The organism is Mesorhizobium sp. M0408 (assembly GCF_040321495.1).
Classification (GTDB): Bacteria; Pseudomonadota; Alphaproteobacteria; order Rhizobiales; family Rhizobiaceae; genus Mesorhizobium.
The window spans coordinates 1-19,651 of record NZ_JAMYRO010000056.1 but is presented as its reverse complement, the minus strand read 5'-3'; the positions used below and the strand labels follow the sequence as shown (position 1 = coordinate 19,651).

Here is a 19,651-nt window from a genome sequence, read left to right as displayed (position 1 = left end):
CTCGCTGAGCAGGGCCTCGGCCTCTCTGACGTCGGCGGTTTCGGAACCCTCGGTGAACCAGTCGCGAACGGGTGTCAGAAAACTGGGGGATTTCTCCCCGGCGCCTCGCGCTGCCCACAGGCGTTCGAGCTGGTGCGCAGCTCGCAACTCCCACCATTTGGCGGCCTGCGCCCCGGCAGTCTCTACCGATTTGTCGAAAGATTCCGCCGCCAAGTCGCCGTCGCGACCAGGCTCGCGCAAAGCAAACTCCCCTTTCAGTCGGTACAGCTCGGCATCAAACCAACGCTCGCCGGTCGAAGTCGCACGCTCGAACGCGTCGTCCAGCACGCGTCGCGCATCTTCAACGTTGCCACTACTAAGGTAAGCCTCAGCCAGAATGGACTCGTAGTACGGCATCATCACCAGGTAACCGGCGTTCACGTCGTGCTCGTAGCAGGATTTGAGGGTCTCGAGGCCTTCGGTTGCATTTCCTTCAGCGATGAGTGCGGCAGCTCGAAAGCCCCGTCCCTTGTTCAACATTGCAGGCATGGCCTTTTCGGACGCGAGAGCAATCAGGCGCTCGCTGTCGCGCCGAAGGGCGAGCCAGTCTTTGCACAAGTGGTAATAGACGCACGTGTTGGCGAGAGCCAACACGATCGCGAAGGGCTGGCGCGTTTTCTCCGCAGTTTCCAGACCCTGCCGGCACCGCCGGTACCCCTGCTCGGGGTAGCCCAGAATGAGCAGCGTCCGGGCAAGGTAGAGGTTCGGTCCGGCGTCGGCGATGTCCGCACCGAGCAGAGGGTCCAGGTCAGGTGCCCTTGTCGAGACCCGCTGCTCCAGGAAAGAGCGTGCGGTGGCAAAATCGCCCATCCAAAGGGCAACGAATCCGGCTGCGTCCACTCCGATTGGGCCACCCTCGCCGTATGCGCGCGCCGCCGCGCGCATCAGCTCGTTGGCGACTTCGCGCGCGCGATCGAGCTCCGCGCGATTGTAGTAACAGAGAAACTCGCCGTAGCTGGCCCGGAGGTTCTCGCGCTCCGCTCCCGTTTGCCCTGCCAGGAATCGGGCGCGAGCATAAGCGGTGCCCGTTTCGACCGCCGCCGTGCCCCTAGCCGCCCGGAGCGCATCCCCGAGCGCAAGGCGGAGCCCGAGTTCAAATCGGTTGCGCTCCAAGCCTTCCGGCAGCGTTTCGAGAAGCGAGAGACCGTTATCGAGCTGGTCCAGCGCTTCCCTTGTCGCCGAGCGCATGATCGCCGTGCGTGCCGCAGCCTGATAATATGGCACTGCCTTCCCGACGAGCCCGGCCCTGCCGTAGTGGCCGGCGACGAGTTCGGGATGAGCTGTGGCCGCGTCCTTGAATCTGTTGACCAGCGCGTCGGCAATCGCGCCGTGCAGTTCCCGGCGGCGCCTTTTGAGGAGCGATTCGTAGGCGGCGTCCTGAATGAGAGCGTGCTTGAAGATGTGTGCCGGGCTGGCCGCGGTGCCGCCGCTCAAGATTAGCTCGGCTCCGATCAGTTCCGAGAGCGCCGTCTCCAGTTCACCGGCAGGCATGTCGCTCACGCTCGCCAGCAGCGCACGATCGAACTCCCGCCCAATCACGGCACCGACTTGCGCGGCATGCCTTGCGGAGGGCGGCAGGCGGTCGAGCCGAGCCATCAGCGCGTCCTGAAGTGTCACGGGAACCGTGACTGCAGGCAGAGATCCCAAAAGGTCGAAGTGATCTCCTGCGTCGACAAGGACGTTGAGATCGCGCATCGCCTTGGTCAATTCCTCGATGAACAGCGGAATGCCGTCGGTGTGCGCGACGATCTCGTTCAAGACTTCCTGCGGAAGACGCTTGCCCGCAACGGCCTCGGCCACTGCGGCCGCCTCAATCGGATCGAGCCGTTCGAGCACGATCCAGTCAACGTGTGCGCCGCTCCAGGCCGGCTTGAACTCCGGCCGGAAAGTGACGAGCAGCAGCACTGGCAATTGGGCGATCCGATCGTTGATCCGATCGACCAGTTCCAGCGTCGTCGGGTCAAGCCATTGTGCGTCCTCGACGACCACGAGCAGCGGATGCCGCGTCGCGAGCCCCTCAACCCAGTTCAGCAGCGCTGCAAACGTCATGGCCTTCCTCTGCTGAGGGGTCAGATCACGTAACGAATGCTGCTCGCCGGTTCGAACGCCGAGCAGATCGGCGATGACAGGGATGGCGCCGCTGGTATCGGACAAAGCCCTTCCCAGAAGAAGCCCGAGCTTCCTGAGCTGTGTTTCGCCCGGGTCAATGCTTGCAAACTCCGCGGAGCGCCGGATTTCCGAGATGACGGGCCGTAGCGCCGAGTTCGCGTAGTACGGCGAGGCGTCGAAATGGATTTCCTGGAGCCGGTCCCCTCTCAGTCGATCCCCGAGAAAGCGCACCAGTCGCGATTTTCCGATCCCGGGCTCCCCGGTTACGAGGACAAACTGGCCCATCGTTCGCCTGACCCGCCCCCAGCGCTCGAGCAGCAGATCGATCTCGCGGCCTCGGCCGACGAACGGCGTGAGCATCGTGCCGTGAAGTCCCTCGAACCGACTTTCACTGCGCCCGATGCCGTGGACCCGCCAGAGGGCTACCGAGGGGCCGATCCCCTTGATCGGCTGCCTTCCCAGGTCCTCCAGGTCGAAAATCCCTCCGACGAGGTGCCGGGTGGTTTCGGAAATCACAACCTGGTCCGGCCCTGCGGCCTGCTGCAGCCGTGCTGCGAGGTTCGGCGTCTCCCCGACGATCTCGTCCGGGCGCTCTGCCTCCCCTCCCCCTAGGCTTCCGATGACCACCAACCCTGTGGCAATGCCGATGCGTGCACGAAGGTGAGGAACCTCTTGCGTCTTGATTCCACCAGCTGCCGCCACAATGCGAAGGGCAGCCTTGACCGCCCGTTCAGCCGCGTCCTCTTGTGCCTTCGGCCAGCCGAAATATGCAAGAATGCCATCGCCCAAGAACTTGGCGACGTGCCCCCCGAAACGGTCCACTTCTTCGGTTACCGCGCTTCGGTAATTCCGCATCACCGCCCGCAGCTCTTCGGGGTCGAGCTGATGGCTTAGCTCGGTCGACCCGACGAGGTCGACGAACATCACCGTGAGCTGCCGCCGCTCTGCCTCTGTCGGGGCGGATAAAGGCAGCGCCGTCTTCAGCGATGCGGATGCGCCAATGGGCGCCGACCTCGAAACCAGGGCCAGTGAGGCAATCGCATCGAGCAGCTTGCGCCGGTGGCCGACGGAGGTCACGCCGATTCCCGTCAAATCCTCGGCCGTCAGGTGGGCAAGAACCTCTTCACTAATATCGTTGTCGCGGAAGGCCTTCTCGTATTGTCCCAGGCCGATACCGCGAAGCCAGGTGGCGACGTCCACGTCCCCCTCCTGTATGAAAGTACAATCATACACCAAAAGCCCATCATGGTCGCGTGAAAACGGGTCCGAGAAGAGTCGATTCGGCCTCAGCCTGAAGGTCCAATTTAATAGGACCAGACATGTCGGGAAATGGCGGCGCAAGAATGTCCTTCCGGAGCCGGAACTGATGACCCTGAGCAGCCGTTCAGAATGCAAGGTTTGAACGTCGACGAAGGGTCAGATCGCGTCATGCGACGCTCGCAACTGATCGACTGCAAGGGGTCGGAACTCGGTCGTTTTAGAGTGATTTGGGTTTTGGCGGCTAGAGCGGCCCGGCATGAGGTGGTCCGGACTGTGAACGAGGGGTGTCGGCAGAGCGTGTCTCATTGGGGGCCCACAAGCCAGTGCCACCCCCCGCCGACAAACCCCGGCGGGCGGGTGCCTCGGGGACACGATGGTAGATTGCCAATGCGTTCGGGCGTGTGGCCTTAAGTCGCAAACTATTGGCTTCAGAAGCAGGACGTCGGGCTTCATTGACGGTGCTACCAACACCATATGGTGATCCATAGCCCTCCAAAACGAGACAAGCTCGCCCCGACGGGTCGCACTGCGGCCGTCAGCCGGCAATTGCCATGAACTAGGAAACCATCATGCCTGAAAATATCAGATTAACTTCGAGAGATGTCCCCCTCATTCAGCTAGGCCTCTATCAGTGCCGCTTCCCGGTGAGCGAAGACCCGTCAGTACCCGGCGGTTATCGTTTTTGTGCTGGGCCAACTTCGCCGGATCGCGTCTACTGCGATCACCACCACAACATTGTGACCGCCGTGGACCCTCGTCGAGCCCGTTCGGGTCTTCACCTCGCTCAACGACGCGCCGCGTAAATCTGGCTGGCGGCGGCCTCCCGGCCAGGCGCTATGCGCTCCAAGACCTTGGCTACGACCTTTCCGTCGGCTCGGTCTGGCCCATCCTCCCTTATGCCGTCTTCGCCGATGTATCCCCCGTCGCCCGATTGAGAACGACGACTTCTCGCCGAAGCGATCGCTTCGGAATGCCGTCGTAGTCCGACCAGAAGCTCCGTGTGCTTTTGTAGAGGTCGAGGGTCCAATCCATCGAGGGGCCATCCCGGCTAAGCCGCTTCATCCGCACGACATCTGCAATCTGGTGTGCGGTGGGCATGTCGAGGGATGGATGAGTAGCAGTCAACAACGGGCGCCGATTGGCCCGTGCCGAAAAGTCCTGCCAACGCTGCTGCTTCCGCTTCGATGTCGAGCATGCGATATTGATACCTGTCTCAGGCGCGCCGCGAAAGTGGTGTCCGCTTTGGGTCATTCCTTCGCCTCCAGCAGGATTCGGTACTCGGGCGGCGCCTTCAGCAAGGAGTCGATAGCGCCACTTGCCAACCTCAGCACCTCTATGCGCGAACGTCTGGTGTGATGCCCGATGCGCGAGTTCGTAGGGCATCTCGCTGTTACATCGCGGTGACAAAAGCACCGCCACGGTGGCATCAACCGGTTACGCAGGGCAGGAAATATCTCCGGCCTTCTGGGAGTGGCGTGTCAGCGTCTCTACAGGCTGCGTGGGCGTGTCGTCGCTTGGCTGTTAGCGCGGCGACTGGAACGCTCCACGCCTCGCAAGCGGGATAGCGAAATCTCGTGAAGGCAAGGTCGAGCTGCGTTCTGCGTTCTGAATCGTCGACGGGCGGCGACTGGGAGAGATGGATACCATGCACACGGGGAGTCAGGAAGTTGGCAGGACATGGACGCGGGGCGGCCCGCGTGCAGGCGCTTGGCTGAGTGGTGCAATGGCCACGCAGCGCCACCTCGCAGCGATACTGGCTTGCGACGTGGTCGGCTATTCGCGCCTGACGGAGCGGGACGAGCGCGGCACGCTCGAGCGGCTGAAGACGTACCGCAAGGACCTCCTCGAACCGCTGGTCTCTGAGCACCGGGGTCGGATCGTCAAGCTCACCGGCGACGGCATGTTGTGTGAGTTCGCGAGCGTCGTCAACGCGGTGGCCTCGGCGATGGCGATCCAGCAGGCCCTGGCAGAACACGAGGCGGAGATGCCCGAGGAAGAGCGGATTCGCTTGCGCATCGGCGTCAATCTCGGCGACGTGGTCTGCGAGGAGGACGGCGACCTCTACGGCGACGGGGTCAACATCGCCGCCCGCCTCGAAAGCATCGCCGATCCCGGCACCGTGGTCGTCTCGGGGACCGCGTACGACCACCTTCAGGGCAAGCTCGACTGCGGCTTCACGCCGCTCGGCAACCTGCGCCTCAAGAACATCGAGCGGCCTGTGCGCGCCTACCGCGTCGAGAGCGACGCCAGCGCCTCGGTGCCTGCACCGCCTCCCTTGCCCGAGAAACCCTCGATCGCGGTTCTGCCTTTCACAAACATGAGCGGCGATCCCGACCAGGAATACTTCGCCGACGGGCTGGTAGAGGACATCATCACGGGATTGAGCCGGGTGAACTCCTTCTTCGTGATCGCCCGCAACTCGTCGTTCACCTACAAGGGCCGGGCGGTTGACCTGCGCCAGGTCGGGCGCGAGCTGGGCGTCCGCTACGTGCTAGAAGGCAGCATCCGCAGAGCAGGATCGCGGGTGCGCATCAGTGGGCAGTTGGTGGACGCGATCAGCGGGCACCATGTCTGGACCAACCGCTTCGAGGGCGACGTGAGCGACATCTTCGACCTGCAGGACAAAGTGACCGAGAGCGTCGTCGGCGCAGTCGAACCGAGCATTCGGCTGCAAGAGATCAAACAGGCGCGCATGAAGCCGACCGAGTACATCAGCGCCTACGACCTCTACCTTCGCGCGCTGCCGCGCTTTTACAGCATGACGCGCGAAGGCTTTGCCGACGTGCGCCGGCTCACCAACGAGGCGCTCAGCATCGACCCTGGCTTCATCCTGGCGAAGGCACTCGGCGCCTATATCCGCAGCCTATCCGTGAGCCAGTGCTGGCACGAGCCGGACGATACCCGAGTCGCCGCGCGCATGGCGCGCGAGGTACTGGCGGAAGCGCGCGACGACCCCACGAGCCTACGCTTCGCCGCGCAGGTGCTCGCCTACAGCGCGAAGGACTACGAGGTGGCGCTGGGCGCGATCGAGCGATCCCTGATGCTCAACCCCAATTCGGCGCAGGGCCATACGGGCAGCGGCTGGGTGAACGCACATTCCAGCCGCCCGCTCGTCGCGATCGAGCACTTTCACAGAGCGATGCGGCTGAGCCCGGTCGACCCCGAGAACGGCATCGCGCTCTCCGGCATCGGGATGAGCTACCTGATGCTCGAGCGCTATGAGGAAGCGCTGGCATGGGGAGAACGCGCGCTGCACGAGATGCCGAACTACGGCTCCTCGCACCGGGTGGTGATCATGGCACTGGTCAAACTCAACCGGCTGGACGAGGCGCAGGCGGCGGCGCGGCGGCTGATGGAGGCGTTCCCGACCTACACGCTCACCCTGCAGAGACAGATCAATCCCTGGCTGGACGAGGTGTTCGCCGAGCGTTACGTCGAGGCGCTGGGCATCTCCGGCGTGCCGGAGTGATCATCGGGGTTCCAAAAAGGCGGCGAGGCGACGTCTCTTGACCCTTCGCTTCTGGAAGGACAGTTCTCTGGCCGGCTTGTCTGAGGACTGAGCGCGTAGAGCAGCCGTGAACAGCCGGCAAGCTCTCTGTTGGGTTCGCGTCGAACTTCCGGTTTCCACCCTACTGCGACATCCGACAAAGGCGCTCGTCTCTCCCTTTAGGGAGAGCATGACTTTTCCCGCCACCGGCGCTAGCTGCTGCCGTGGTCCCTCACGACTTGGCTGAGGTAGAGCACTGGCCAGGCGCAGCTGGTCGGGGTTGCGCAGCCTGGTGGGTGCGGTTGAGTTCAAGGGCAAATCCGGCAACGACAACCAGCCGTCGTGACCGACGGCGCCGCGCCTGCTTCCACAGGGCGGCGGCCGCCAGCCGGGTCAGGGTTAGTAGTGAAAAGAGGGGGGAAAGGGCGGCTCTGCCCCCTCTCCCCTGGAAGGGGAAAATCGGTCTCCCCGTCCTTCCTCCGCGCGGCCAGGGCCGCGCTCTGTGCAGGATCGACGCGGATCCACATACGCGGATCGGCGCAGACCCCCGGCTTCGCCTTCGGGCGGGTGATCCCCGTCCGATTTGTCCCCTTGCCCCCTCTCCCCCGCTGTTCCGCACGAGCTCGGGAGCAGGAGCGGGGCTCCTGCCCCCTTCGGGCAGGATTTCGCTTCGCGGGAAAAAGGGAAATCAGGAGAAAGCATCATGACCGAGACCATAACCATTTCATTGAACAAGCTGGACGTAGACCCGAAGAACGTCCGCAAAAACCTCCCCAAGAACGTCCGCAAAACCTACAGCGCCGAAGGTATCGCAGCTCTAGCAGGAAGCATCAGGGCCGATGGCTATAGGCTGCTGCAAAACTTTGTCGTCAGGAAGGGCGACAAGAAGGGCCGCTGTTTCGTGGACCGCTGGCGGGCGACGCCGCGCGGCGCTCAATCTGTTGGCCGAGAAGGGAGAGATCGCGAAGGATTTTCCCGTTGAATGCAAGGAGCGAGCGGGCGAGGACGCGAAGGCGACCAGTCTTGCTGAAAACGTCTTGCGCGAGGATATGCACCCGGTCGACCAGTACGAGGCGTTCCGCGATCTGGCGGAGGAAGGCAAGTCGGTCCCCGACATTGCCGCACGGTTCGGCACGACCGAAACGATAGTGCGCCGCCGCCTTGCCCTTGGTCGCGTGTCGCCGCGCCTGCTGGAGGCTTATCGCAACGAGGACATGACCTTTGACCAGCTTTCGGCCTTCACGATCAGCGACGATCACGAGGCGCAGGAACGGGTATGGGATGAACTGCCCTCGTGGAACCGCTACGCGCAAAACATTCGTTCCGCACTTGCTGGCGAGGGCGTTCGGGCAAGCGACAAGCAGGTCAAATTCCTGGGTGGGCTGGACGCCTACGAGGCGGCAGGCGGGACCGTCAGGCGCGATCTGTTCGATGACAAGGAAGGCGGTTTCGCGGTCGATGTCGTGAAGCTGGACGCCCTTGTCGCAGCCAACCTTGAAAGCGCGGCCCAGGCGGTGAAGGCGGAAGGCTGGAAATGGGTCGAGATCATGCGAAGCGACGGTCGACTGCCTTGGATCTCGCGTTTAGACTTCGTCATAGCGAGCTTATCTCGATGCGGATCATGCCGCACATTGCCGATGATGCGGAACCCCAGCAATAGCCAAGCTGACAAGGCTAGGGCTGGGGAGTTTTTCGGTCGGGCCGATGTTGATGGCGGCGCTGCGGGGCACAAGGCCGAGCGTGGCGATGGGAACCCCCCATCGCGGCTGTCTGCACCTTCCATTAGGCCGTTTCGAGCCGGCTGAACCGAACTGGGATAACCTGCCGAGTCTCGAGTTGCCCTGCCGCATCCTTGTCGATGAGAGTCAGAAACTGTGCTTCTTCAGATCCCAAAGGCAGAACCAGGCGTCCCCCCGGCTTGAGTTGCTTCAGTAAAGCAGGGGGGTCTGCTCAGCCGCCGCCGTGACCAGGATCTTGTCGAATGGGGCGTGCTCGGGCCAGCCACGCGACCCGTCTCCGACACGAATGCCGACATTGGCTAAGCCGAGGCCCTGCAGGAGAGCCTCCGCACGGCTTACGAATTCCTCGATGATTTCGACGCTCCAAACTTGCCCGGCGAGTTCCGCGAGGATTGCGGTTTGATAGCCCAGGCCGGTGCCGATCTCGAGCACCGCCTCGTCCGGTTGCGGCGCGAGGAGATCGGTCATGAGAGCAACGATGAAAGGCTGCGAGACGGTTTTATCAAAGCCGATCGGCAGCGGCGTGTCCTGGTAGGCATAAGGCGCAACCGATGCTGGCACGAAGAGATGCCGCGGCACTCGCCGCATCGCTGCCATTACCCGCTCATCGAGCGCCGCCTTGCCAAGTTCTTCGCTTGCAAGATCGGTGTGAATTGCAATCATCTCGACCATGTGCCTGCGTAGCACCGCGAGATGCTCTTCGTTCATTGGCTTCATGACGGTCGGGCTTTTCCTCAACCAGGCTTGCTGCCACAGTAGTCTTATATCCCGTTCAGTCACAGAAACGCCCGCCATCGTTTCCAGTTGCGGTGCCCAACGGCAAGTGGAGGTGATTTGGGCGTTGCGTCTTGGCCGTTATCGGCCACGGCGCACTCGCAGAAACGAACTCAGACGAACGAACGACCGTTGAGGTGAGGGAAGATGCCGAGTGCCGCAGCCGTGGGAGCCAAGAGCATCTCAGCCTTCTGCCATTCTGGTCAGGTAATAACCCGCGCGGCCCGGCCGAGCGTCCGTTCCGCGTCACCAACTTGATCGAGACAGTTCCATCGAAAACAAAGATCGCGCCAAGATCGATGCGGATAGCGGCCTGTTTCGGCCGATTTGCAACCTGTTGCATTGTCGCCGAAAAACACCATGGACACCACTTTCAAGGGCGCTGCGAGGCGCCTTGCTGATCTCGACTTGCGGAAACTAGGCGCCCGCATTGGAGTAGGAGAGGACGGTGTTTAGGACATCGCCTTCAAAGATAGTCCCGCCAACCCGAGGGCACAGCGTTGAGAGTACGTTCAGCAACGGTAAGGTCGAACGAACACCGAACAGGCCACTCTCTTTGACATCTCTGAAGTGTCCTTCCCCTCACTGCGACGCCGGCTGGTCCTTCCCGGAAACGATCATGGTCCCGGATGCCGCCGCTAACCAACTGCTTTCATTAGGTTATCCGCTCGGCGTTGTTTAGCGGACTTTCAACGCTATGCCCTCTCCTTCGCCAGCCACAACGCCGCTTCGCGAGTGAAATCTGTCCGTGCTGACCTACCAAGCAGGCGAGGCGATCGCTTCCACCGTGACATTTTTTTTGCGGGAGCGGCAGGAGATCAACCGCCACTCCGAGGAGGGCCGTCGGCCGGCATAGGTGCCGTCAAAGTCCATGTCTACAATGTCGTCGGGCGTCATCGTTTCGTAAGGAAGCGACGAGGGCTGATCAGAAAGCCCGACAGGTTGCCTGCATTGCCCTGGTTGATACCGCTGGAGTTCATCCGGCGGCAAACGCGTCGTACTGCATTGTCACTCACTCTATGCCATGACGCTGGCCTGCCTATCACAAGACGATCCCGAGCTTCCACTATGAGAGGAATGGCGGGCGGTATGACCATCCCGCTGCCCGACAATGCTTTGGTTGCACTCAAGGAACCGGCCCCGCCCGGCGCTGCCGGCAAAGAGGCCGTCATCGCCGCCGAGGGACGGCAATGCAAAGGTGCCCCGCTGTATCACAAGCTGACCAGCGCGGCGTCGGCCGCATGTCCCTCTTCCCTGTCCTGCCACACATGACTGAACTCTCGTCCGCCCAGGGTCAAAACGCCGCCGACCGGTCGCGGTGCACATTCCGACAATCCAGGTTGCGGTAGAGATCACGAAGGCATCGGGCATGCCTGCTGCCTGATAGCGGTAAGCATTGAGGCTTCTCTCGTGGCCGCCCGTCAGGACAGACAGCTTTTTCCGGTATGCCGTACCGGCGCGCTAGATCCGGCCGGATTGGTCCCAAGGTTTTCCAGGCCGGATGCAATGGTGGCACGAGGCGGCTCCAGCTCTGCCCCTGACACAATGGGCTCCACTCCTTACGCACATTGTTCCTTGTCCGCACAAAGTGGCAAGCGAGCCGAACAGCCAGTCGCTAATGCCCTTGAGGTCGTGGTCCCGCCAAGGTGGACCGGGCCGAACCTCGTTGCGGACAGAAATACTCTCGGCGAGCACGCCGTCGAACGTCATCGCCGAGAGCTTTTATGCTGGTTTTGCCAACGTCGAAGACGGCGATATTCGCGCCGTCCGCCTCCTGCCCGTCATGCATTGGGTCAGATCAGACCGTATTGGCGAGCCTTGTTGCGCAGGAAAGGCAAGCCATTGCCCATCACTTCGGCCTCGTCTTTCGCGACCGGCCGCCAGACGGAGAGGCCATAGGAGACTTCCGGCGGCATGTTGATGAAGCTTTCCATGGCAAGTCCGCCCTTGAAGCCGATCGCCGCGAGCGTTGCGTAGATCTCGTCCCAGGGGCAGTTGCCGGTGCCCGGGGTGCCGCGGTCGCTCTCTGACAAATGAATATATTTCAGGTGCTCGCGAGCGGCCAGAATACCATTGGCGGCCCCCTTCTCCTCGATGTTCATGTGATAGGTGTCGAGATGGACAAAGATGTTGTCGGCGCCGACTTTCTCAAGCATCCAGACGGCCTGCGCACCGGTATTTATCAGGTGGTTCTCGTAGCGGTTCACCGCCTCGATTCCGAGCTCTATGCCGCGCGTCTTGGCGTGCTTGGCGGCGACGGTCAGCACATGCGCGATGTTGTCGTATTCCTTTTCGGTGGGTGGCAGGCCGGTGCGTTCACCGATACCACCGAAAATCACACCGGAAAGCGCCAGAGCGCCCATCTCTGCAGTCTTGTCGATGGCCACTTTGAGATGTTCGATGGCGGCATCCGGCCGCACCGAGGCCCAGGCCCGCTCCGGCAGACCAAGCGAGCAAACAGCTGGAAGATTGTGCTTTTCGAGCAAGGCGCGCGTATGCGCGGCATCGACCGCTGGCGCGTTCAGAAGCGCGATCTCGATAAAGTCCATGCCGTATTTGACGGAAGCGGCGATCGCCTTCTCTGCGCCCGCCCGGTCCCAGTTCATCGTCCACATCGAGGTGTGGACCCCAAAACCATGCATCTAACTCACCCTTTGTTTGTGTTTAGGACCTTTAGGCGCCCGGCAGCCCAGCGCAGGATCATCACCGTGATCATCAAAATGCCCCAGACCGCCGTCGCCAGATGCTGGTTGGCGCCCATCAGATTGAGTCCAGAGGACAGAAGCTGGAGCACCACGAGCGCGACGAAGACAGGGATCACGCGACCGAAGCCGCCGAACGGATTGACCCCGCCAAGAAAACAGGCAAGCACAGTGATCAGCAGGTAGGACTCGCCGTGGCCGACACGCACCGAATTGAAGCGCGCCAGCATGATGATACCGGCGACCGCGCACATCGCACCGGACAGTGTGTAGACCTGAACCTGCACCTTGCGCGTATTGATGCCGGAGTAGCGCGTGGCCTCGATGTTGGAGCCGATCATATAGGTGTTGAAGCCTAGCTTCATGCGCGTCAGCAGGAGGTGCCAGATCAGCACACAGGCGATGAAAATGAGCAACGGAACCGGGATACCAAGAATCGAACCGTAGCCGATCGGCGCCAGGAAGCTGGGAAAGCCGGACACGTCGCCGCCATGCGTCAGGAACTCACCGAGACCGCGCAGGAAAATCATCATCGACAGCGAGACCAGGATCGGGTGAGCCTTGGTGTTGGCGATGACGAGCCCCATGATCAGTCCACTAAGTGCTCCGACCGCAAGGGCAACGATCGCGCCAAGGACAATGGCACCAATGCCCGCGTCGACGCCGCCCTGGCTTTGAAGGATCCAAGCGAGCGTCAGCCCGGCGATGTTGGCCGTGAAGGTGATGGCCAGGTTCAGGCCGCCGGTCAGGATCGGGAGCAGCATGGCGAGTGTGAGCAGGCCGAGCTCCGGCAGCTGGTAGGCGACGGAGCCAAAAGTGGCCCGGGAAAGGAAGTTCGGTGCGGCAATGCCGAACACGATCATGACCACCACGAACGCAGCAAGCGGACCTGCCAGTTCGGGGCCAAGCAAGTTGCGGACGCGTTCAATCACAGCCGTCATGAAGGCACCCGCCGGCTTTTCAGGAACGGCAGCAGGCGTTCGATGCTGGTGTTCGACAGGGTGATGGCGGTCAGGATGATGGTGCCGACGATCATCTTGAACGCGAAAGGCGACACGCCCATCAAATTAAGTCCGTTCTGGGTGATCGAGACCAACAGAACGCCAAGAATGCAGCCGAGCACGCTGCCTTTGCCGCCGCCAAGCCGCGCACCGCCAAGGACTACGGCTGCCAGGACGTCGAGTTCACGCCCATACAGGGCGTTAGGCACGACTTCCTGCGCGTAATGCGCTTGGACGAGACCGGCGATGCCTGCCATCAGGCCAAGCCAGCCGAAAGCGATAAACTGCATGGCACCAACATTGATGCCGAAGCGGCGCGCGCCTTCCGGATTGTCGCCAAAAGCGTAGAGTTGGCGACCAGTGGTCGTGCGCGTGATCAACGCCCAGGTAGCGAATACGCATATGGCCATAATGAGCACGGGTAGGGTTATCTCCGCCCAGGTGCCGTCAGCCATCTCGCGCTCGAACAGCACCACGCGGTTGGTGAGCCAGTCCGGCAGATTGTAGATCGAAACGCCACCTGTGAAGAACATCAGCAAGCCGAAGAAAATGTTGAAGGTCGAAATCGTGGCGACGATCGAGATGATCCTGAACCTGTGGATCAGGAAAGCATTGATGCAGCCCAACGCGACGCCCAATGCGCCAGCGATGGTGAGGCCGACAATCCAATTCCCGCCGCCGATCCAGCCAAGGACGATTGCCGTCAGATATTGTACGACGGAGGCAGCAACCGCGAAGGAGATGTCAATGCCGCCGGCAATCAGCACGACGAGCAGACCGACGGCGAAGATGATGTTGACCGAACTTGTGTTCAGGAGGTCAAACGCATTGCCGAGGGTGAAGAACCGGTCTGTCGCAAACGACAGGAAGGCGCAGATGACCGCGATCACGGCGAGCAAAGCCAGCTCCGTTGCATGAGAGTGGACAAACCTACGCATAGACCGCCTCTTCGATCGCCTGGAGGGACGTGGCGCCGGGGACATATTCGCCGACAACGCGCCCCTGAGCCATGTGCAGCACACGGTCCGCGTTGAAATAGACTTCCGGTACCTCATCCGAGATCAGGATAATCGACAGGCCGCTGTCGGCCAGCTTGGAAACGATATCGAATATGCCGGCACGCGCGCCAACATCAACACCGACCGTCGGTCCGTCGAGGATCAGCAGTTTCGGTTGAGTCGCCAGCCATTTTGCAATGGCGACACGTTGCTGATTTCCCCCCGACAGGGTCGAAACCGCGTCTTCCTGCATTCCGATCCTAACGCCGAGATCCCTTATCCAGCTACTGACCAGGGACCATTTGCGATCGCTCGAAATGAAACCGCCCGAAAGAACCTTGTCCAGCGAGGCAATGACCATATTGTCGGCAATTGATTGGGGCTGAATGAGGCCGAGCGACAGCCGGTCTTCCGAAAGATAGGCGACGCCGGCGGCGATCGCGTCACGGTTGGAACCGAAGCGAACGGGCCTGCCATCCAGCACAACAGAGCCGGACCTCGGCTTGCGCATGCCGAACAAGGTCAACGCCAGCTCGGTGCGCCCTGCCCCAAGCAGCCCGGTGACGCCGAGCGTCTCGCCGCGCCGGACCGTCAATGACACATCCTCGAATTCACCGGGCCGCGACAGCCCTTTAACCTCAAGCATGACCGGGCTCGTGCTCAAATCGCGATGCAGGACGGAATAGTCGAAGGTCTTGCCGGTCATCAGCTCTGTGATGCGCGATTGGGTCAGACCTTTGGTCGGATAGACGCCAACCAAGGCGCCGTCGCGCAGCACCGTCACACGGCTGGAGATTTCGAGAACCTCCGCCAAGCGATGACTGACGAACACAACGGCAACGCCCGACGCCGACAGATTGCGCACAATGTCCAGCAGATAGTCGGTTTCAGATTGGGTGAGCGAGGCCGTCGGCTCGTCCATGAAGACAAGCTTCGCTTCGCCGACGAGCGCGCGCGCTATAGCTACGATCTGCCGCTGTGCGATTGGAAAATTGTGGAGTGCGAGATCGACATCGAGGGTAACACCAAGACGTTGCAAGGCGTTGGTCGCGACACGCCGCATTTCGGCATAGTTCACCAGTCGCGGCCAGCGGCCGATGACAGTCTGGAACGCGATGTTCTCGGCGACGGTCATCTCGGGGAAAAGGGCGAGGTCCTGCCAGATGACCTGAATTCCGCCGGCCTGCGCCGTCACCGGTGACATATGGGCGTAGCTCTGGCCGTCATAGTCGATCTCGGCGCCGGCCTCGGGCCTGTACACGCCAGTGATGACCTTGATCAGCGTGCTCTTGCCTGAACCGTTCTCGCCGGCGAGGCAATGCACCTCGCCCGGCAGAACCTCGAAGCTGACATTCTTCAGCGCCTTGACGCCGCCAAACGTCATGTTGACATTTCGGAGCGATAGCAGCGGCCGTGACGCGGCGCCATCGGGTGCCTGATCAGCCATCGAGTTGAACCTGGATCTAATCGCGTTGACACATCCTCAGCCGGGCCGGCTCGAGGCCAGCCCGGCTGCCACAGCCTTGCAAGGCTTTACAGGCCCATCGCCGCGAGGCCGTCGACAGTGTCCTTGTTGATCGGGACCAGCTGATCGACGATGATGTTATGGTTTTCGAAGTCGGGCTTGACTGTCCCTAGCCCTTCGATCGTATCGCCATCCTTGACTTCTTTGCCCTTCATGAGCTGGTCGGCCAGCGTGACGAAAACCTCACCCGCCTGCTTCGGATTCCACATGAAGCCGCCGGAGATCGCGTCGCTCTTGATGAGCTTCTGGCCCTGCCCCGGCGAGAATGGCCCGAGCACGAATATCTGGCCCACCTTCCGGCGCTCTTCGATTGCACGGCCAGCGCCAATCGGGCCTTGGCTGCCGAAGGCAAGGAAGCCCTTCAAGCCGGGATTGGCGGAAATCAGGTCAAGTGCAGTGCTGCGGCTCTTGTCGACATCCTCGGCGACGCCATAACGATCGCCGACAAGCTTCATGTCCGGATGGTTCTTCTTCAGATACGCGATTGCCGCATCGGCCCAGGCATTGTGCAGCGGCACTGTCAGCGAACCAACGAAGACTGCATATTCACCTTTGCCGCCCATCTTGTCCGCCAAGAGCTTGGCATGAGCCTCGCCGAAGCCGGTCGCGGACGCGAGTTCGAAATCCCAGTCCGCGCCCTTCTGGCCGGGCGATTCATGCGTGATGACGATGATGCCGGCGTCCTTCGCCTTCTGCAGGACAGGTTCAAGCACCTTCGCGTCATTCGGCACGACACCTATGACCTTGACGCCCTGTGCGATCAGATCCTCGATGGCGCGAACTTGCAGTGCCGGATCGGCACTGGTCGGGCCAACCATGAATGCGTCGACGCCGAGCTTCTGGCCACGCTCCTTGATGCCCGCCTCCATTGCGTTGAACCAGGGAATGCCGCCGATCTTGACGACGACGCCGACTTTGCCGGCCTGCTGAGCCATGGCAGCGATTGATCCGCCAAGCATAAGGGTCGCGGCGAGCGCCGCGATCATGAACTTTTTCATCTGTACTCCTCCCATAACGTTCCCAACGGGAACATACGTCCGCCACCAATTTGTGCTTGCACAATCGATGGTGCAAAGACTATCTTGCATCAAGATGCGCTCGTCAAGGGAGATATTGCTCCAGCGGGATATTGCTCTAAAGAGACCCTCCGGAGGGCCAGATGGATCAGCAGGTCAAGAAGAAGGCGACGATCTATGATCTGTCCGTGCTATCGGGCAGTTCCCCGTCGACCGTGAGCGCGGTGCTGAATGGCACTTGGCGCAAGCGCCGCATCAAGGAAAGTACGGCGGAAACAATTCTCAGCCTCGCCGAACGCCACCAGTACACCACCAATCTGCAGGCGCGAGGCTTGCGACGGTCGCGATCGGGCCTGGTCGGCCTGATGCTGCCCATCCACGACAATCGCTACTTCTCCTCCATGGCGCAGACATTTGAGGGACATGTGCGCAGCCGCGGTCAATGCCCGGTCGTGGTCAGTGCCAGCCGCGACCCGGAAGAGGAACGCCGGACCGCGGAGACGCTGATTTCCTACTCAATCGACCAGCTCTTCATTGTCGGCGCCACCGATCCGGACGGCGTGCACGAGGTCTGCGAGGCGGCGGGACTGAGGCATGTCAACATCGACCTACCAGGAGGAAAGGCGCATTCGGTGATCAGCGACAATTATGAGGGCGCGCGGATGCTGACGGAGGCAATCATCCGCCAGTTCGGCAATGATGACCCCCTGCGGCCGGACGAGCTGTTTCTGTTTGGCGGCCGCAACGACCACGCAAGCCGCGAACGCATCGCCGCTTTCCATGCGACCAAAAAGGCACTGTTGGGCGCCGACCCTGATGACGGAGTACAGTCCTCCGGCTATTCGCCCGACATAACATTGCGTGCCTTCGAGGCATTTTGCCAACGCCATGGCAAGCTGCCGCGCGCATTGTTAATCAATTCGTCGATCAATATGGAGGGTCTGCTGCGTTTCATGGCGGGCCGGCCGGCGGAGATGTTTAGCGAGCTTGTCGTCGGTTGCTACGACTATGACCCATTCGCCTCTTTCCTGCCCTTCCCCGTAATCATGGTGCGGCAGAATTTTGAGGCGATGATTGCGAAGGCGTTCGAACTGATCGATCAACCCCCGGCGGCACCGCAGATTTTCTTGATTGCGCCCGAGTTGATCCAGCCCAGGTCTGCTCTGAAAGGGCCGCTGGATACGTTGAAGGATATAGCGTGAAGTCCCGAAAACCCGTCTTTGCACAGCTCCCCTCACCCGGGTATCAACGCGCGCGCTGCTATGCGTGTTATCTTCGACGCGATCCGGGTCAAGATCAGGGAGGAGGGCTTTAATTCCAGCAGGAATTTCCCTCTGAAAGCAACGCCGCTCGCCGATCGAGCTTTTCACGGCCGAGATGTTTGAACCAGCGGGACGCGCCATTTCGCGACACTTCCCGGCACTTCACGAAACCTGACCTTTTGCGCTACGGCTTGAGTCGACGCCATTACAGTCATTCACAGAACTGACGGGAGCATCGTGCATTCCGCTATCACGCTGTCAGCGGTTCAGGCGGCGGAAACATCTGCTGGAACCGGGCCAGGGCTTCAGCCGCTAGCGACGTGGACGGTTCCTTCCTTGATTGCCTGAGCTGCCGTGACCTCACCGAGGAATATCCGGTTGAGCGCTTCCGCATTCATCGTGAACACCGCAGCCGGGGCGTTGGCGCTGCCCTCGCTTGTTGCGCAGGTTTCGCCATCCACCCAAACCTAGTCGCCCTGAAGCCGCCCTGCACGGGAGGTCTCGTTGCAACTTGATGGTTCCATTTGGAAGATGGCAGAGACAGGCCCATTCTCTTCCCAAGGTTTCAAATGGCCGTTAGTGCAGTGACAGACTTTGCCCGCATGGGAGGCGATGATGGTCGAGATTTCTCGAAATCGAGCATTTCAGGGCGGCCGTATAGACACCCGGAATGTTACCGGGTCCATGCGGATGGTTTCAGTTATGCTGCAATGGAATGCTGACGGTAGAAATCTCTTCCATTCTTACGCTCCCGGTTTGTCCATCCTAATCGATGCCAACCACCGGCGGAGCGGGAGCCTTCCATCCCATCGATTTTGAGCAGCTCTTGTTCTGACCCCTTGTTGACCGCGGTTTTCAGACGAATGCAGGAGCTGTGCGGTTCAGCGCACAAGCCCGTGGCGTAAACCCCTAGAGCGGGCAAAGCCGTGGCGCGCCTTTCAAGGTTAGCGCTGCTCCTCCTTCGACACCCCAACCTCGCCGAGCTCGCCTTCCAGCGTATCGCTGACCGGCTTCGGCTCACCAGGCCGTCGGAGCCCGTTCAACCATGCCTCGGCATGCTCGACCGCTCCCCACTAGTCTAGTCATCCGCCATCAAATCGACGGGCAAGCCTTACGATCGAACTTGCATAAGCCACCCATCAACGATTGGTCAGGAAAATCGCTTCCTCGTCGTCGCGCTGCCTGCCGCCAAGTGCTGCAGCCGCGCTGGCAATGAAGGCCCCGACGACCAGCGACAGCGCGCCAATCAGCGAGAAGGTGGCGCCTGCCTTTCTGGCGGTGTCGGCCGCCTGCTGGGCCTTGACCTTGGCGTCCTGCGCTCTGGCGATTACCGCATCGACGCGAGCGGTGGCATCCGCTTCGGACAGGCCTGTGCGGGCGGCCACCAGCCGCGACAGATAGGTCTTGTCGTCGGCCGATATTTCGCCTGCTGCGGCACTCGCGATTAGAATGCGCGATGCCTGCGCCGTTGCCGCAGCGTCGCTCTCCGGATTGGCGGCAGCGAGCCTTGCCGTATCGGCCGGGCGGAACAGCGTATCGACGAAATACGATGTGGCGTTGTCAGTCGAGGCGCTACCCGCGTTTGCAGCAGCACCTGCCGAAGCGCCCATTGCCGCGCCCGATGCCACAGTCGAAGCAGCCTGGACACCGGTAGCTATCGCGGCCGAAAGCGCCGTGCCGAGCACGCCGGCGACGAGCAGCGTCGCCAGCGCCCAGGCCAGGAAGCCGTGAGCGGTATC

The 19,651-nt window shown here is 61.5% G+C and carries 13 protein-coding genes and 3 pseudogenes; 5 read left to right on the top strand and 11 right to left on the bottom strand.

Annotation, left to right across the window (positions count from 1 at the left end; genetic code table 11):
- On the bottom strand, nt 1-3,348 hold a 3,348-nt coding region (locus NKI67_RS32890), incomplete at its 3' end, for an AAA family ATPase (protein WP_352648983.1).
- Between the two features lie 954 nt (nt 3,349-4,302).
- Entirely contained in the window at nt 4,303-4,659 is a 357-nt protein-coding gene (locus NKI67_RS32880; RefSeq protein WP_352648982.1) for a hypothetical protein, read from the bottom strand.
- Nucleotides 4,660-5,131: 472 nt separating this feature from the next.
- On the opposite strand from NKI67_RS32880, the gene NKI67_RS32875 reads away from it, so the two are divergent.
- The 3 genes from NKI67_RS32875 (at nt 5,132) to NKI67_RS32865 (ending at nt 8,700) form a co-directional block, all read left to right on the top strand.
- On the top strand, nt 5,132-6,877 hold the full coding sequence (locus tag NKI67_RS32875; RefSeq protein WP_352648980.1) for an adenylate/guanylate cyclase domain-containing protein: 1,746 nt from the start codon (nt 5,132-5,134) through the stop codon (nt 6,875-6,877).
- Nucleotides 6,878-7,598: 721 nt separating this feature from the next.
- Complete coding sequence (locus NKI67_RS32870; protein ID WP_352648978.1) at nt 7,599-7,877, top strand: ParB N-terminal domain-containing protein; 279 nt, start codon at nt 7,599-7,601, stop codon at nt 7,875-7,877.
- On the top strand, nt 7,837-8,700 hold the full coding sequence (locus NKI67_RS32865) for a ParB/RepB/Spo0J family partition protein (RefSeq protein WP_352648976.1): 864 nt from the start codon (nt 7,837-7,839) through the stop codon (nt 8,698-8,700). The genes NKI67_RS32870 and NKI67_RS32865 overlap by 41 nt, the downstream gene beginning before the upstream one ends.
- Here NKI67_RS32865 and NKI67_RS32860 read toward each other — a convergent pair.
- A pseudogene (locus NKI67_RS32860) lies at nt 8,678-9,351 on the bottom strand (protein-L-isoaspartate(D-aspartate) O-methyltransferase). The gene NKI67_RS32865 and the pseudogene NKI67_RS32860 overlap by 23 nt on opposite strands.
- A gap of 879 nt (nt 9,352-10,230) precedes the next feature.
- Nucleotides 10,231-10,388, bottom strand: a pseudogene (locus NKI67_RS34000) (class II aldolase/adducin family protein); the annotation flags it as partial.
- 14 nt (nt 10,389-10,402) lie between these two features.
- Here NKI67_RS34000 and NKI67_RS33995 point away from each other — a divergent pair.
- Nucleotides 10,403-10,542: pseudogene (locus NKI67_RS33995) on the top strand (class II aldolase/adducin family protein); the annotation flags it as partial.
- A gap of 659 nt (nt 10,543-11,201) precedes the next feature.
- Here NKI67_RS33995 and NKI67_RS32845 read toward each other — a convergent pair.
- The 5 genes from NKI67_RS32845 to NKI67_RS32825 all read right to left on the bottom strand — a co-directional run bounded on the left by NKI67_RS32845 (nt 11,202) and on the right by NKI67_RS32825 (nt 16,632).
- Nucleotides 11,202-12,050, bottom strand: a complete 849-nt coding sequence (locus tag NKI67_RS32845; protein ID WP_352648972.1) for a sugar phosphate isomerase/epimerase family protein — start codon at nt 12,048-12,050, stop codon at nt 11,202-11,204.
- Nucleotides 12,051-12,055: 5 nt separating this feature from the next.
- Nucleotides 12,056-13,051 (bottom strand): ABC transporter permease, encoded by a 996-nt coding sequence (locus NKI67_RS32840; protein ID WP_352648970.1) that lies wholly within the window; start codon nt 13,049-13,051, stop codon nt 12,056-12,058.
- Nucleotides 13,048-14,049, bottom strand: coding sequence for an ABC transporter permease (locus NKI67_RS32835; RefSeq protein WP_352648968.1), 1,002 nt, complete (start codon nt 14,047-14,049; stop codon nt 13,048-13,050). The genes NKI67_RS32840 and NKI67_RS32835 overlap by 4 nt, the downstream gene beginning before the upstream one ends.
- Nucleotides 14,042-15,556 (bottom strand): sugar ABC transporter ATP-binding protein, encoded by a 1,515-nt coding sequence (locus NKI67_RS32830; protein ID WP_352648966.1) that lies wholly within the window; start codon nt 15,554-15,556, stop codon nt 14,042-14,044. The genes NKI67_RS32835 and NKI67_RS32830 overlap by 8 nt, the downstream gene beginning before the upstream one ends.
- 86 nt (nt 15,557-15,642) lie before the next feature.
- Nucleotides 15,643-16,632, bottom strand: coding sequence for an autoinducer 2 ABC transporter substrate-binding protein (locus tag NKI67_RS32825; RefSeq protein ID WP_352483383.1), 990 nt, complete (start codon nt 16,630-16,632; stop codon nt 15,643-15,645).
- 161 nt (nt 16,633-16,793) lie between these two features.
- On the opposite strand from NKI67_RS32825, the gene NKI67_RS32820 reads away from it, so the two are divergent.
- Nucleotides 16,794-17,852 (top strand): LacI family DNA-binding transcriptional regulator, encoded by a 1,059-nt coding sequence (locus NKI67_RS32820; RefSeq protein WP_352648964.1) that lies wholly within the window; start codon nt 16,794-16,796, stop codon nt 17,850-17,852.
- Between the two features lie 365 nt (nt 17,853-18,217).
- Here NKI67_RS32820 and NKI67_RS32815 read toward each other — a convergent pair whose 3' ends face one another.
- Both NKI67_RS32815 and NKI67_RS32810 read right to left on the bottom strand, forming a co-directional pair.
- On the bottom strand, nt 18,218-18,373 hold the full coding sequence (locus NKI67_RS32815) for a hypothetical protein (RefSeq protein WP_352648962.1): 156 nt from the start codon (nt 18,371-18,373) through the stop codon (nt 18,218-18,220).
- A 678-nt stretch (nt 18,374-19,051) separates the two neighbouring features.
- Nucleotides 19,052-19,651, bottom strand: a 600-nt coding sequence (locus NKI67_RS32810; protein WP_352648961.1) for a hypothetical protein, incomplete at its 5' end; no start/stop codon positions are given.

Excerpts from the sequence above, each read along its gene's own strand:
- NKI67_RS32870 (WP_352648978.1), top strand. The coding sequence starts at position 7,599 with ATGACCGAGACCATAACCATTTCATTGAACAAGCTGGACGTAGACCCG.
- NKI67_RS32835 (WP_352648968.1), bottom strand. The coding sequence starts at position 14,049 with ATGCGTAGGTTTGTCCACTCTCATGCAACGGAGCTGGCTTTGCTCGCC.
- NKI67_RS32820 (WP_352648964.1), top strand. The coding sequence starts at position 16,794 with ATGGATCAGCAGGTCAAGAAGAAGGCGACGATCTATGATCTGTCCGTG.
- NKI67_RS32880 (WP_352648982.1), bottom strand. The coding sequence starts at position 4,659 with ATGACCCAAAGCGGACACCACTTTCGCGGCGCGCCTGAGACAGGTATC.
- NKI67_RS32875 (WP_352648980.1), top strand. The coding sequence starts at position 5,132 with ATGGCCACGCAGCGCCACCTCGCAGCGATACTGGCTTGCGACGTGGTC.
- NKI67_RS32845 (WP_352648972.1), bottom strand. The coding sequence starts at position 12,050 with ATGCATGGTTTTGGGGTCCACACCTCGATGTGGACGATGAACTGGGAC.
- NKI67_RS32825 (WP_352483383.1), bottom strand. The coding sequence starts at position 16,632 with ATGAAAAAGTTCATGATCGCGGCGCTCGCCGCGACCCTTATGCTTGGC.
- NKI67_RS32840 (WP_352648970.1), bottom strand. The coding sequence starts at position 13,051 with ATGACGGCTGTGATTGAACGCGTCCGCAACTTGCTTGGCCCCGAACTG.
- NKI67_RS32830 (WP_352648966.1), bottom strand. The coding sequence starts at position 15,556 with ATGGCTGATCAGGCACCCGATGGCGCCGCGTCACGGCCGCTGCTATCG.